The sequence below is a fragment of the Flexivirga sp. B27 genome (assembly GCF_052905685.1).
Genome location: NZ_JBPYUM010000001.1, coordinates 1463462 through 1477213, shown reverse-complemented (window position 1 = coordinate 1477213; position 13752 = coordinate 1463462). Strand labels below are relative to the sequence as shown.

The following is a 13752-nucleotide window of genomic DNA, read 5'->3' as shown; positions in this document are numbered from 1 at the left end:
ACTCAGCCGCCGAACCCGACGCGGCCGCGCTGCTCGCTGCCGATGTCGACATACCCCAGCTCGCTGCCGGGTATGACGACGTGGTGGCCGCGCTCGTCGGCGAGCACCAGCGGGGTGCCCTTCTCCAGGGCGGTCTCCACCAGTTTCTGCACTTCGTCGGCCGACTGGTCGGACTCCAGGACGACCTCGCGTGCGACGTGCTGCACACCGATCCGGATCTCCACGTTCAAGCTCCTTCGTAAGGCTGATTCACGAACTGGCGCTCACTCTACGTCCGGGGTGGGTGCGTCCCGGAGGGTGCCGCCGCTGACTGACGCAGCTGACATCCAGTGACGCAGTTGCAAATGCGTCAATCGACGCGAAGTGCGTCAGTCGGCGTCGGGCTGCTCTGGATGCAACGGGAAACCGGCGAGCCCGCGCCATACGAGACTGGAGACGAGGTTCTCGGCGTCCTCACGGGACATGGTGTGGCCCTGCATCCACGAGCGGGCGACCGTCTGGGACATGCCGACCGTTGCCACACCCAGCAGGAGAGCCTTCTCCGGGGGCAGTGCAGTGTCCTCCTGGATGACGCCGGCGACGGCGTCGGCGCACTCGGCGCTCATCCGGTCGACCCGCCTGGCGACCTGCGGCTCACCCAGCAGGTCCGACTCGAAGACCAGCCGGAACGCGGCGTCCTCGCGCTCGACGAACGAGAAGAAGGTGCGCACCGCGGCAGCGACCCGCTCCTGGTTGTCCTGGGTGGAGGCCATCGCCGCCCGGACCAACTCGGGCAACTCCGAGGTGTGCTGCTCGATCAGCGCGAGATAAAGGTCCAGCTTGCCGGGGAAGTGCTGGTAGAGCACCGGTTTGCTGACGTGAGCGCGTTCGGCGATCTCGTCCATCGCCGCGGCGTGGTAGCCCGACTCCGCGAAGACCGACTGGGCGGCCTCCAGCAACTGTGCCCGACGGGCCGAGCGCGGCAGGCGTCCTCCGCGGGCTTCTGTGTCCGCAACACTCACTCCGGACTCCCTTTCTGACGTATGCCGACCTAGCGGCTTCTCGGCATCCTAGAGCGAGACTAGGCTGCGACAGTGTGACTTGCCCACAAAGGTTACGCGGCAGTACACCCGGTGACAGCAACCAGGCCGAGCGTTACTCCCGTCACACGCTGCTGCCCGAGGTGGGTCTCGCCGGTCAGCGCCGACTGGCCGCGGCCCGCGTCCTGGTCGTCGGGGCCGGCGGGCTCGCGGCCCCGGTGATCCCCTACCTGGCAGGTGCCGGGATCGGACGGATCACGGTCATCGACGACGACGTCGTCGAGCTGAGCAACCTGCACCGCCAGGTCATCCACCGCACCGCCGACATCGGCGTTGCCAAGGTGGACTCCGCCGTGCGTGCCGCGCTCGACCTCAACCCCGACATCGATGTCGTCGGCATCGAGCAACGGCTCACCGCCGACAACGCGCTGGCGATCTTCGCCGACCACGATGTCGTGGTGGACGCGACCGACAACTTCGCCACGAGATATCTGGTCAACGACGCGTGCGTGATGCTCGGGCTGCCGCTGGTGTGGTCGTCGATCAATCGCTTCGACGGGCAGGTCACGGTCTGGGGATATCGCGAATTCCCTTGCTACCGCTGCATTTTCCCTTCGGCGCCGCCTGCCGGGACGGTGCCGTCGTGCGCGGAGGCCGGAGTGGTCGGATCGCTTCCCGGCGTCATGGGATCGATCCAGGCCACCGAGACCCTCAAGCTGGTGCTCGGCGTCGGCGAGCCGCTGGCCGGGCGGATCGTGGTGCACGACGCCCTCGCCGGGAGCTGGGCGACAGTGCCGGTCGCTCGTGACCCGCACTGCGCGGTCTGCGGGGACAATCCGAGCATCACGGTGCTGCAGGACGAGGCGTCCTGCGATGTTCCGGCGGAGCAGCCGGTCGCGACGATCGGCGCGCGCGAGCTGGCGGAGCTGGTCGAGCAGGGCCGTGCCCCGGTGTTGGTCGACGTGCGCACCCCGGCCGAACGCGACATCGTGTCGCTGCCCGGCGGCGGCATACAGGTGGAGGTGGGGGACCTGCGCGAGGGCCGCGGGCTGGACACGCTCGCCGACCTCGACGAGTCGGCGGTCTTCTACTGCAAGAGCGGTGCACGTTCGGCCGAGGCGGTGCGACTGGTGGCCGCGGCCACGGGAGTGCACGCGCGCTCGCTGGACGGCGGGGTGCTGGCCTGGATCGACGACGTCGATCCGTCGCTGCCGAGGTATTGAGCTCATGACCGTCCACGAGTTGCCCGACCTCGCCGACGCCGTGCTCGAGGTGGTCGATCAGGTGCCGGAGGGCAAGGTCGTCACGTATGGCGACATCGGTCGCGTCGTCGGCGCGGGCCCTCGCCAGGTCGGGTCGGTGATGTCGCAGTACGGCGGCATGGTCACCTGGTGGCGGGTGTTGCGGGCCGACGGCCGGCCGCCCCAGAGTCACGAGGACGAGGCGCTCGCGCACTACCGCGAGGAGGGCACTCCGCTGAAAGGCGTGTTCCTGGATCGCGTCGACCTGTCGCGTGCCCGCTTCGACCTGTCCGTGGTCGTGCTTGATCCACGTTCCTAAGCTTCGACGGTCGAGGTTTGGGTCGGGTTTTGGCGGGGATTGCCGTTCCTAACCTTCGACGGTCGAGGTTTGGGTCGCGAAGCCCGTATGTCGGTCGTGCGTGATGGGATGAGACGCGTGCTGGAACTACGACGACCTCCCGACCTGACGGAGCGCCCGCCGGTCCTGGACGAGATCCAGCAGGCCGCTCGCGACAGCACAGAACGCTCGACCGTGGTCCTCGGCGCGCCCGGCACCGGCAAGTCGACCCTGGCGGTCGAGTGTGTCGTGGCGGCGGTGGAGCGCGGCATACGACCGGATGCCTGTGTGCTGCTGACCCCGACCCGCCTGGGTGCGGCGGAGTTGCGTGACCGGGTCACCGCGCGGCTGCGGCGGACGTCGACCGAGCCGCTGGCGCGGACCCACCAGGCGCTCGGCTTCGGTGTGCTGCGGCAGGAGGCGGCACTGGCCGGGGAGCCGGCGCCGCGGCTGCTCAGCGGTCCCGAGCAGGACGTGGTCCTGCGTGAGCTGCTCGCCGGCCACGAGGCCGGTGACGGCATACCGCCCGACTGGCCCGACTTCGTGCGAAACGCGTTGCCCACCAGGGGGTTTCGCAATGAGCTGCGCGACCTGTTGATGCGCGCGGTGGAGTGGGGACTGACCGCCGAGGAGCTCGCCGAGCTCGGTCGCCGGCATGAGCATCCGGAGTGGGAAGCAGCTGCCCAGGTGCTCGACGAATACGACCAGGTCACTGCGCTGTCCCGGCCCGGGGCGTTCGACCCGGCGTGGATCCTCAGCGCCGCCGCCGACCTGTTGGAGGCTGACCCCGGCGCGCGCCAGCGGGTGCAGCAGGCGATCCGGCTGCTGGTGGTCGACGACGCGCAGGAGCTCACCCGAGCGGCGACCCGGTTGTTGCGGCTGGTCGTCGCTCCGGACACCCGCGTGGTGCTGATCGGCGACCCTGACGCCGCGGTGCAGAGCTTCCGCGGCGCGGACCCGCTGATGTTCGGTGCGCTCGGCGACCACTTCGGCGCGCGCGACCACCTCACGCTGTCGGTCGAGCACCGTCAGCCCGACGTGTTGCGACAAGCCGCCGAGCGGGTGGCTGAGCGCATCGGTGCGGTCGCGGGTGCCGAGCACCGGCGCGTGGCGCCGCGGCCCGGCGGACGGGTCGATGTCGCGCTGCTGCGATCGACGCCGCAGGAGGCGGCGCACATCGCCGCACAGCTGCGTCGGGCGCACCTGCTCGACGGACTGGCGTGGTCGCAGATGGCGGTCATCGTGCGCGGGCAGGGGCGTGCCGGTTCGTTGCGGCGGGCACTCGCGACCGCCGGCGTGCCGGTCAACTCACCGCCGACCGTCGTGCCACTGCGCGACGAGCCGGCAGTGCGGCCCTTCCTCGCGCTGCTGGAGACCATCGGCAAGCTGCTGGCCGACGATCCGGAGCCGATCACCGCCGAGCTGGCGGTGGACGTGCTCAGCTCGCCGCTGGGCGGGGCCGATGCGGTCGCCCTGCGCCGACTGCGGCGGGCCCTGCGCGCCGAGGAGCTCGGGTCGGGCGGCTCGCGCTCGTCCGACGAGCTGCTGGCCGCCGCGCTGGTGGACCTGCCGTGGCTGGAGCTGCTCGGGCCGGTCGCCGACCCGGCCCTGCGGGTCGCGGGCGTCATACGAGCGGGGCGGGAGGCTGCGCTGGCCACCGGCGCGACAGCCGAGACCGTCCTGTGGGCGATGTGGGAGGCCGCCGGGCTGGCCGACGAGTGGCAGGCTCGTGCGCTCGCGGGTGGTCGGGACGGCAAGCGCGCCGACAGTCGCCTCGACGCGATCGTCGCGTTGTTCTCCGACGCGGCGGCATACACCGATCGGTTGCCGGGTGCGGCGCCGCTGGACTTCCTGGAGCACGTGCGCGGTCAGGACGTGCCGGGTGACCGGCTGGTCGCGGCCGCCCCGGACGACGAGACCGTCTCGTTGCTGACGCCGCAGGCGGCGGCCGGTCGCGAGTGGCAGTTCGTGGTGGTTGCCGGGGTGCAGGAGGGCGTGTGGCCGGACTTGCGGCTGCGCGGTTCGCTGCTGGGCTCGGAGCGGCTGGTCGACGTGCTCGCCGCCCGTGGTGACTCGTGGCGCGCCGCCCAGACCGCCGTTCGGTATGACGAGACGCGCCAGTTCCTCGTCGCGGTCACCCGGGCGAGCGAGCGGCTGCTGGTGACCGCGGTCCGCAACGAGGACGAGCAGCCCTCGCCATACCTGGATGTCATCGACCCGCTCGACGGCGACTCTGCGGAGGACCCGGACCGGCTGCGTGCGTTCACCGAGGTCGCGCGGCCCACGACGTTGTCGGCGGTCGTGGCCGAGCTGCGCAGGGAGCTCGCGACCGGCGACTACGAGGTGCGTGAGCGGGCGGCCGCCCAGCTCGCCCGGCTCGCTGGGGCTCGCGTGCGCGGTGCCGACCCTGCCCAGTGGTGGGCGCTGCGGGAGCTGACCGACGACCGTCCGCTGCGGGCTCCCGACCAGCAGGTCCGGGTGTCTCCGTCACGGGTGGAGAGTTTCGGCAACTGCAGCCTCAACTGGTTGCTGACGACCGCCGGGGGAGACGGCCCCGACGTTGGCGCGGCCGCACTCGGCACGCTGGTGCACGAGGTTGCGCAGGAGTTCGGCGACGACGACCCGGAGGCGATGGCAGCGGCGTTGGACGAACGCTGGCCGCGACTCGGGCTGGGCGACACCTGGGTGTCGGAGCAGAAGCGAGTGACCGCTCACCAGATGCTGCAGCGACTCGTGGAATATCTCGACGAGGCCAAGGCGCAGGGGTGGCAGCCGGTCGGGGTCGAGATCGACTTCTCGGTGCTGGTCGGTCGCGCTCGCCTGACCGGCCGGGTCGACCGGATCGAGAAGCGGGAGAACGAGATTCGGATCATCGACCTCAAGACCGGGTCGTCCAAACCGAGCGCTGCGGAGCTGCCGACCAACCCGCAGCTCGGCGCCTATCAGGTGGCGGTCGCCGAGGGTGGCTTCGAGGCGGGTGACGTCTCCGGGGGTGCCGCGCTGGTGCAGGTCGGCAAGGCCGGCGGGAAGAAAGCCGCCACCCAGGTGCAGGCGCCGCTGAGCGAGCAGGACGATCCACGCTGGGCCTACGACCTGCTGGCCGAGACCGCCGACGGTATGTCGGGTGCGACCTTCACCGCACGGGTCAACAGTCGGTGCCGCACCTGCCCGGTTCTGAAGAGCTGCCCGCTGCAGCCCGAGGGAGGTCGCCTGTGACCCGCGAAAATCGTTATTCCGCAACAGACCTCGCACACGCTCTCGGGTTGCCGGTGCCGACCGAGGAGCAGGTTGCCGTCACCGAGGCAGCGCCGGACAAGCCGTTGCTCGTGGTGGCGGGAGCCGGCTCGGGCAAGACCGAGACGATGGCCGCCCGCGTGGTGTGGCTCGTCGCGAACGGGCACGTCGATCCGGACCAGGTGCTCGGTCTGACCTTCACCCGCAAGGCCGCCGGCCAGCTCGCTGAACGCATCGGGCTGCGGCTGCGGCGGCTGCGTCGCGAGGGCATCTGGCTGCCGTCGACGGACGACGGCACGCAAGCTCTGGTCGAACTGCCGACCGTGCAGACCTACCACTCCTACGCCGGGCGGCTGGTCGGCGAGCACGGACTGCGTCTCGGCATCGAGCCCGAGTCGCGGCTGCTGTCCGAGGCGGCCGCCTGGCAGCTCGCGTCCGAAGCCGTGCTCGGTTACGACGGGCCGATGGACCGCGTCACCAACACCGAGGGCAACGTCACGACCGCCGTCGTCAGCCTCGCAGGGGAGCTAGCCGAGCACCTCGTCGACCCCGACGAGCTGATCACCTACCTCGACCAATACCTCACGGACACAGCACAATTGCCCGCTGTCGGTGCGACGAAGGTCACCGGCGGCGAGATGAAGAAGGTCGCCGACGCACTGACCGCGCGGCGGCAGATCGTGCCGATCGTGCAGCGCTACCTGCAGCTGAAGCGGCAGCGATCCGCACTCGACTTCGCCGACCAGATGGCGCTCGCCGCGCGACTGGCCCGGTCCTTCCCTGCGCTCAGCACACTCGAGCGCGGCCGCTTCCGGGCCGTGCTGCTCGACGAATTCCAGGACACCAGCGAGGCGCAGATGGTGCTGCTGCGGTCGTTGTATGCCGGGCAACACCACGACGACTCCGCGGCTGCCCCGAAGCGCTCGGACGTCTCTTCGGGTGCGGACGCGCCGGGTGTCGACGTGCGTGTCACGGCGGTCGGTGACCCGCACCAGTCGATCTACGGCTGGCGCGGTGCGAGCGCGACGACGCTGGCGAGCTTCCCGCGGCTGTTCGCCGACGCCGACGGTCCTGCGGAAGTCCTTCAGCTGTCACGCAGTTGGCGCAACGACAGCGCCATCCTGGCAGCCGCCAACCGAGCCGCCGCGCCGTTGCGCGAAGCTAGCGCGGTGCCGGTCGCGACCCTGCAGCCACGCCCCGGCGCCGGCGACGGTGTCGTCGTCGCGGCACGGTTGGCGGACCAGGAGGCGGAGGCGGCATACGTCGCGGATTGGATCGCCCGGCGCCACACCGACAGTGAGGGGGAGTGGACCGGACGCACGGCGGCGGTGCTGTGCCGCAAGCGGTCGCAGTTCGTGGCTGTCGTCGACGCGCTGCGTGAGCGCGACCTGCCGGTGGAGGTCGTCGGCGTCGGCGGGCTGCTGACCACGCCCGAGGTCGCCGACATCGTGAGTCTGTTGTGGGCAGTGCAGGATCCGACGCGCGGCGATCAGCTGATGCGGTTGCTGACCGGTCCGTTGATGCGGCTGGGAGCCGCCGACCTCGACGGGCTCGGGGAGTGGGCACGCGCCCTGGAGCGACGGGACCGGCCGCAGCCTGCGACCGGTGACGGGATGGGGGACACGACCGGGTCCGCGACGGGTGGGTCAGCCGCGGCCGATCGCTCCCGCACCGACATCGAGAGCGAGACCCGTGACCGTCCGTCCATCATCGAGGCGCTCGAGGAGTTGCCGGGCGAGGACTGGCGGGGTCCCGCCGGGCAGCGGATCAGCTCGCTGGCCCTGGAGCGGCTCGCCGGCCTGCGCGACGAGATCCGCCGGCTACGCACCCTGACCGGGCTGCCGCTGAGCGAGCTGGTCGTCGAAGCGGAGCAGGCGCTGGCACTTGACATCGAGGTGCTCGCGCGCCCCGGTCAGACTCCCGACACCGCACGCGTCCACCTGGACGGATTTGCAGAGGTCGCAGCCGGTTTCGCGGCATCGGCAGACCGCCCGACGCTCGGCGGGTTCCTCGCCTGGCTCGCCGCGGCAGAGCGGGAGGAGCGCGGCCTGGACCGGCCCTACCTCGAGGCGGAGCCTCGCGCCATACAGGTGCTGACGGTGCATGCCGCCAAGGGGCTGGAGTGGGACCTGGTCGCCGTGCCAGGGCTGATCGAGAGCACCTTCCCCGACCACCTGAGCAAGGTCGGCTGGAGTGCCGATCACCACGGCTGGAAGATCAGTCCCAAGGGCCTGCCCGGCGATCCGTCGTCGTGGGCGGTCAACGCGACCGAGTGGGCCGGCGGGCTCGACGGGCTCCCCTTTGACCTGCGCGGCGACGCCGACGGCCTCCCGCAACTGCGCTGGGCGGAGGCGACCGATGCCCGCGAACTCCGTGACGCCATCACCGAATTCAAGGCTGCGGCGGGTGTGCACGGGCTGGACGAGGAGCGGCGCCTGGCGTATGTCGCCTTCACGCGGGCGCGCTCGGAGCTGCTGCTCACCGCGTCGGTGTGGGCCGCCGCGTCCACTCCGCGGATCACCTCGCGCTACCTGTCCGAGCTGGTCGACGCACAGCTGGTGCAGCAGGACGTGTGGGAGCCGATGCCGGTCCCGGAGCCGGGGGAGAGCACGGTGCCCAATCCGCGCGATGACGTCGATGCCGCGGTCAGTTGGCCGACCGACCCGATGGCCGGACGCCGCGCGGACCTGACCGAGGGCGCCGCACTCGTGTCCGCCGCGCTGACCGACCGGGACACCGTGCAGGCGGTGCTGCCGCTGGAGGACCGCGAGCAGGAGATCGAGCTGCTGCTGCGCGAGCGCGATCGTGCGCGCACCCGCGGCGTCGGTGCGGTGCAGCTGCCGCGACACCTGTCGGCGTCCGCGGTGGTGTCGCTGGCCGACGACCCTGCCGAGTTCACCAGCAGGTTGCGACGGCCGATGCCCTCCCCGCCCGCGCTGGCAGCCCGGCGCGGCACGGCGTTCCACGCCTGGATCGAGCAGCACTACGCCAAGGCGGCATTGGTCGACGTCCTCGAGCTCCCCGGTGCGGCGGACGCCGATGCCGACGACGGTGCCGACCTGGAGGTGCTGAAGGAGCGCTTCCTCGCCTCCGAATGGGCGTCGCGCACACCGATCGAGATCGAGGTGTCGGTCGAGACCTGGATCGACGGCATCTCGGTGCGGGGACGGATCGACGCGGTGTTCCCCCGTGCGGGCGGTGGGTTCACGGTCGTGGACTGGAAGACCGGGGCACGACCGTCAGGGGCCGCGATGCAGGCGCGGACGTTGCAGCTGGCGGCATACCGGCTGGCGTTCGCCCGGCTGCGGGACGTGCCGACCGACCAGGTCGACGCGGCGTTCTACTACGCCGCGACCGGTGAGACCGTGTGGCCGACGATGCCGGCCGATGATGCGATTTCCGTTCTGCTGCAACGAAATCTGAGCTGACCGGCGACCGGGGTTACTTCGGTATGTCGCCGCGGGGCTCCTCGTCCTTCGAGTCGTTGTCCGAGGTGTCCGGAGCGTCCTTCGCGTCGGGCTCGTCGTCGGCCGCGTCTTCCGGTGCGTCGTCTGCGGCGTCGTCCCCACGCTCGCCCGACTTCGCCTCGGCGTCCTCGATCGGGTAGCTCGACGGCTCTGGGTCCTCTGCGTCCTCATCGTCGCCGCTGCCCCGACTGCCACTGTCACTCTTGCGGTCCGGACCCGCGGCGACCTCCTGCCGTGCACCGACCGGGATCTCGACCGTCTCGTCGTCGGACCCGGCGTCCTGGAAATCGACCACCTCGATGTCCTCGGGATCGACCGCAGGGGCCGGCTCCGAAGGCGTGACTTCGGGCATCGTGCGGCGCCCGGGTGCGGCGGGCAGCAGCGACTCGTCGTCCCGCACCGCTTCGTCGAGTCGCTGCAGCGCGGCCTTGCGGCGGGCGACCAACTCGCTGTCGTTGCTGCTGACGGCATCCATCAGCGCGTTGACCCGCTGGAGCTCGGCGGCCAGCCGCACCCGACGCTCCAGGTGCGGGTCGATGGAGTCGTGCCGGGCGCCGGCATACGCCTCGAGCACGGTGTCGAACGCCGCGGGCTCGGCTAGCACCGACAGCACGGCGAAGTCCGCCGCAGGGTCGGACACCCCGGCCTGCTCCCACCCGGTCATCGCGACGACCTCGTCACCGTCGACGAGCACGTGCGAGCCCTCGAGCGGGCCGTGGACGGTGCAGGTCGCGAATTTCCAGAGCGCGACCTCCTCCAGGGCGCGCTCCCAGCGCGACAACAACCCGGACGGCACGTGCCCGGTCGCCGCAGCGCGGTCGAGCGTGGCCAGTCGCCGGGCGCGGTAGGCGTCGGCGTCGTATGTCGGCAGACCGGCTTCCTCCACCGCACGCGGATCCGTGTCGTGCAGCGCGGCCAGCGCCCGGCCGATGCTGCGTGCGATGACCGATCCGGGGCGCAGCTCGCGCCATACCAGCGGACTGCCCGGGAGTCGGGTCTGCACGGAGACCACGGTGCCGTCGTCGGCGATGGCAGTGCCCTGGATGCGGGGCACCGAGAACGGCACCCGCTTGGCGAGCAACCGCAGCAGCCCGTCGGACTGCTCCATCTGTGCGCCGGAGGCGGTGCTGAGGCCGGCTCGGACGACCCATTGGTTGCCGTCGGCGGTGGTCACGAAGGCAACCTGGAAGCGCTCGTCGGCGGCGGCCGAGCTGCCTTGGACGCTCGTCGGCTGGAAATGCGGGACGGCGGCGGTCGCCAGGGCGGCGAGCTTCAACGGACTGCGGAGCACGCCTCCACGGTAAGCCGAAGCGACCGCATAACCTGGATGGCGTGCCCGCAGCTTCGGAAACTGGTTTTGATCTCGTCCTCGACAGCTCCGCGCTCGACCGCGGCTCGTTGCGGCGCCGCGACGCCGCGCTGATCCCGTCCCTGCTCGTCGACCCGTCCACCGCGGTGCTGGATGTGTATGGCGACAGGCTCCCCAACACCGGCGGTGGCGACCGGCTGCACTACCGCGCCCCCGAGGCCGCGGATCGTGACGAGCTGGTGGTCTACCTCGGTGCGATCGCCGGCCGTGACGTCCTGGCGGTGCTGCGCGACAGGGATGACCGGGCGCCGGCCGAGGGTTTGCGGCATCTGGGCATGCGGCTGCACACCGACGACCTGCCGGTCGCCGTGACGGCAACGGGCATCGGCCGCTGGCATGCGGTCAACGGCTTCTGCGCCAACTGCGGCCAGGCCACCGAGGTGATGGAGGCCGGGTGGGTCCGGCACTGTGCGAGCTGCGGCCGCGACCACTACCCGCGCACCGATCCCGCGGTGATCATGTCGGTGCTCGACGCGGACGATCGACTGCTGCTCGGGCGGGGCCGCAACTTCGCGAGCAACGGGATGTCGGTGCTGGCTGGTTTCGTGGAGCCCGGCGAGTCGCTCGAGACCGCCGTCGCCCGAGAGGTCATGGAGGAGGTCGGGGTGTCTGTGGCAGATGTGCGGTTCCTGGGCGATCAGCCGTGGCCGTTCCCGTCCTCGCTGATGGTCGGCTTCACCTGCCGGGCGACCAGCACGGAGTTGACCCTCGACCCGGAGGAGATCGCGGCCGCCCGCTGGTTCACCCGCCCGGAGTTGGCCGCAGCCGTCGAGAGCGGCGAGGTCCACCTGTCTGCACGCTTGTCGATTGCGCGGCACCTGATCGAGCACTGGTATGGCGGGCCGATCGACCAACCCGACGACGGATCGCTGTTGCGACGGGGACGATGACCGAGGAAGGAGGCACGACAGCAGGTATGACGACCACCTCATGGGGTGCAGACGACGTCCTGGCCGGGCTCGACCCGGAGCAACGACAGGTGGCGAGCAATCCGCTCGGACCGATGTGCGTGCTCGCGGGTGCGGGCACCGGCAAGACCCGCGCGATCACCCACCGCATCGCCTATGGCGTGCACTCGGGCGCTTACCGCCCGGACCGCGTGCTGGCGGTGACCTTCACCGCGCGTGCGGCGGGGGAGATGCGCACCCGGCTGCGCGGTCTGGGCCTGCCGACCGTGCAGGCGCGCACCTTCCACTCTGCGGCGCTGCGGCAGCTGCAGTATTTCTGGCCGCAGGCGATCGGCGGTCCGATCCCGCAGATCCTCAAGCACAAGGCGCCGGCCGTCGGCGAGGCCGGAGCGCGGCTGCGGTTGGAGCTGGACCGGGTCGTCATACGGGATCTGGCTGCCGAGATCGAGTGGGCGAAGGTCTCGATGCTGACGCCGGAGACCTACCGCGCGGCGGCTGCCAAGGCGGGGCGTTCACCCGCCGAGCTCGACCTGACTGCGATGGCGCGGCTCTGGGAGACTTACGAGGAGGTCAAGTCGGCGCGTGACGTCATCGACTTCGAGGACGTGCTGTTGCTGATGGCCGGTGTGCTGGCCGAGCGTGATGACATCGCGGCCACCGTGCGCGGGCAATACCGGCACTTCGTGGTCGACGAATACCAGGATGTCAACGCCGCCCAGCAGGCGTTGCTCGACCAGTGGGTCGGTGATCGGCCCGACCTGTGCGTGGTCGGCGATCCGGCGCAGACGATCTACTCCTTCACTGGAGCCACGCCACGTCATCTGCTCGATTTCGCCAAGCGGCGTCCGGAGACCCGCACGGTGCAGCTCGTGCGCAACTACCGCTCGACGCCGCAGGTGGTCGACCTCGCCAACCTCGTGCTGCAGGCGGGCCCGAGGCATGCAGAGACGGTCCGGCTGCAGGCCCAGCGCGAGAGCGGTCCACAGCCGGTGCTGACCCAGTTGGCCGACGACGAGGCCGAGGCGGCATACGTTGCCGAGTCGGTGAAAAAGCTTCTTGAACAAGGGGTTCCGGCGAGTGAGATCGCCGTCCTCTACCGCATCAACGCGCAGAGCGAGGCCGTCGAGCAGGCGCTCGCGGCCGCCGAGATCCCTTATCTCGTGCGCGGCGGTGAGCGGTTTTTCCAGCGGTCCGAGGTCAAGCAGGCTCTGGTGCTGCTGCGTGGTGCGGTGCGCAGCGACGACGGTAGTGTCGAGCTGGGCAAGCTGGTGCGTGACATCGTCACCGCCGCCGGCTGGTCACCACAACGTCCGGCCGGTGGTGCGGTGCTGGAGCGGTGGCAGTCGCTCAACGCGCTCGCCGAGCTGGCTGACGATCTGGGCGGCGAGGACTTCCGGCTGCGCGAGCTGGTCGTCGAGCTCGACCGGCGCGCCGCCGAGCAGCACGCACCCACGGTCGAAGGCGTGACGCTGGCGTCGCTGCATGCCGCCAAGGGTTTGGAGTGGGACGCGGTCCTGCTCATCGGGTGCTCCGACGGGTTGCTGCCGTTCTCGCTCGCGGAGGGCCAGCAGGCGATCGAGGAGGAGCGCCGGCTGACCTACGTCGGCCTCACCCGTGCCCGCAAGCACCTGCTGCTCAGCTGGGCCGCCGCCCGCAACCCGGGCGGGCGGGCGAGCCGCCGGCCGTCACGTTTCCTCGATGCCGCGGCACCGGTGCTTGGTCCCGGCGCCCGCAGCGCACCCAAGGCCCGGTCCGGCCCTGCGCCCAAGAAGCCCTCGAAGCCGAAGACCTGCCGCACCTGCGGCAACACGCTCGACACTGCCGCCGAACGCAAGATCGGCCGCTGCAGCGACTGCCCCGCGACCTATGACGAGGCGCAGTTCGAGGCGTTGCGCGCCTGGCGGCTGGAGGTCGCGACCCGCACGAAGGTGCCCGCGTTCGTCGTCTTCACCGACGCAACGCTGATCGCCATCGCCGAGCGACGGCCGAGCGACATCGCAGGCCTGGCAGGTGTTTCCGGCGTCGGCAAGCACAAGCGGGACACCTATGGCGACGCCGTGCTGGCCGTGCTGGACGGCGCTGATCCGGTCTCCGCCGCTGCGGAGTGTGTGACGGCTCAGGAGACCGCCTGAGCGGTCCTTCGCTTGTCCGACGCTTCGTCGTCGGGCCCGCACAAA

9 protein-coding genes are annotated in these 13752 nt (G+C 70.9%); 6 read left to right on the top strand and 3 right to left on the bottom strand.

Annotation, left to right across the window (positions count from 1 at the left end):
• Positions 1 to 2 precede the first annotated feature (2 nt).
• Entirely contained in the window at positions 3 to 224 is a 222-nt protein-coding gene (locus tag ACSZL9_RS06745) for a DUF3107 domain-containing protein (RefSeq protein WP_446664698.1), read from the bottom strand.
• 144 nt (positions 225 to 368) lie between these two features.
• Entirely contained in the window at positions 369 to 1001 is a 633-nt protein-coding gene (locus tag ACSZL9_RS06740) for a TetR/AcrR family transcriptional regulator (RefSeq protein ID WP_446664697.1), read from the bottom strand.
• A 74-nt stretch (positions 1002 to 1075) separates the two neighbouring features.
• On the opposite strand from ACSZL9_RS06740, the gene moeB reads away from it, so the two are divergent.
• From moeB to ACSZL9_RS06720, 4 genes are all read left to right on the top strand, one after another.
• Entirely contained in the window at positions 1076 to 2242 is a 1167-nt protein-coding gene (moeB, locus tag ACSZL9_RS06735) for a molybdopterin-synthase adenylyltransferase MoeB (RefSeq protein ID WP_446664696.1), read from the top strand.
• Positions 2243 to 2246: 4 nt separating this feature from the next.
• The gene (locus ACSZL9_RS06730) at positions 2247 to 2579 is read left to right on the top strand and encodes an MGMT family protein (RefSeq protein ID WP_446664695.1); all 333 of its coding nucleotides are present in this window, start codon (positions 2247 to 2249) and stop codon (positions 2577 to 2579) included.
• 117 nt (positions 2580 to 2696) lie between these two features.
• The gene (locus ACSZL9_RS06725) at positions 2697 to 5813 is read left to right on the top strand and encodes an ATP-dependent helicase (protein ID WP_446664694.1); all 3117 of its coding nucleotides are present in this window, start codon (positions 2697 to 2699) and stop codon (positions 5811 to 5813) included.
• Complete coding sequence (locus ACSZL9_RS06720; protein ID WP_446664693.1) at positions 5810 to 9259, top strand: ATP-dependent helicase; 3450 nt, start codon at positions 5810 to 5812, stop codon at positions 9257 to 9259. Before ACSZL9_RS06725 ends, ACSZL9_RS06720 begins: the two co-directional genes overlap by 4 nt.
• Positions 9260 to 9272: 13 nt before the next feature.
• On the opposite strand, the gene ACSZL9_RS06715 is transcribed toward ACSZL9_RS06720, so the two are convergent.
• Complete coding sequence (locus ACSZL9_RS06715) at positions 9273 to 10589, bottom strand: phosphotransferase (protein WP_446664692.1); 1317 nt, start codon at positions 10587 to 10589, stop codon at positions 9273 to 9275.
• Between the two features lie 41 nt (positions 10590 to 10630).
• On the opposite strand from ACSZL9_RS06715, the gene nudC reads away from it, so the two are divergent.
• Together nudC and ACSZL9_RS06705 are read left to right on the top strand one after the other, a co-directional pair.
• Positions 10631 to 11557, top strand: a complete 927-nt coding sequence (gene nudC, locus ACSZL9_RS06710; RefSeq protein ID WP_446664691.1) for an NAD(+) diphosphatase — start codon at positions 10631 to 10633, stop codon at positions 11555 to 11557.
• Between the two features lie 26 nt (positions 11558 to 11583).
• Positions 11584 to 13707 (top strand): ATP-dependent DNA helicase UvrD2, encoded by a 2124-nt coding sequence (locus ACSZL9_RS06705; RefSeq protein WP_446664690.1) that lies wholly within the window; start codon positions 11584 to 11586, stop codon positions 13705 to 13707.
• Positions 13708 to 13752: the final 45 nt, after the last annotated feature.

Excerpts from the sequence above, each read along its gene's own strand:
- ACSZL9_RS06730 (WP_446664695.1), top strand. The coding sequence starts at position 2,247 with ATGACCGTCCACGAGTTGCCCGACCTCGCCGACGCCGTGCTCGAGGTG.
- ACSZL9_RS06705 (WP_446664690.1), top strand. The coding sequence starts at position 11,584 with ATGACGACCACCTCATGGGGTGCAGACGACGTCCTGGCCGGGCTCGAC.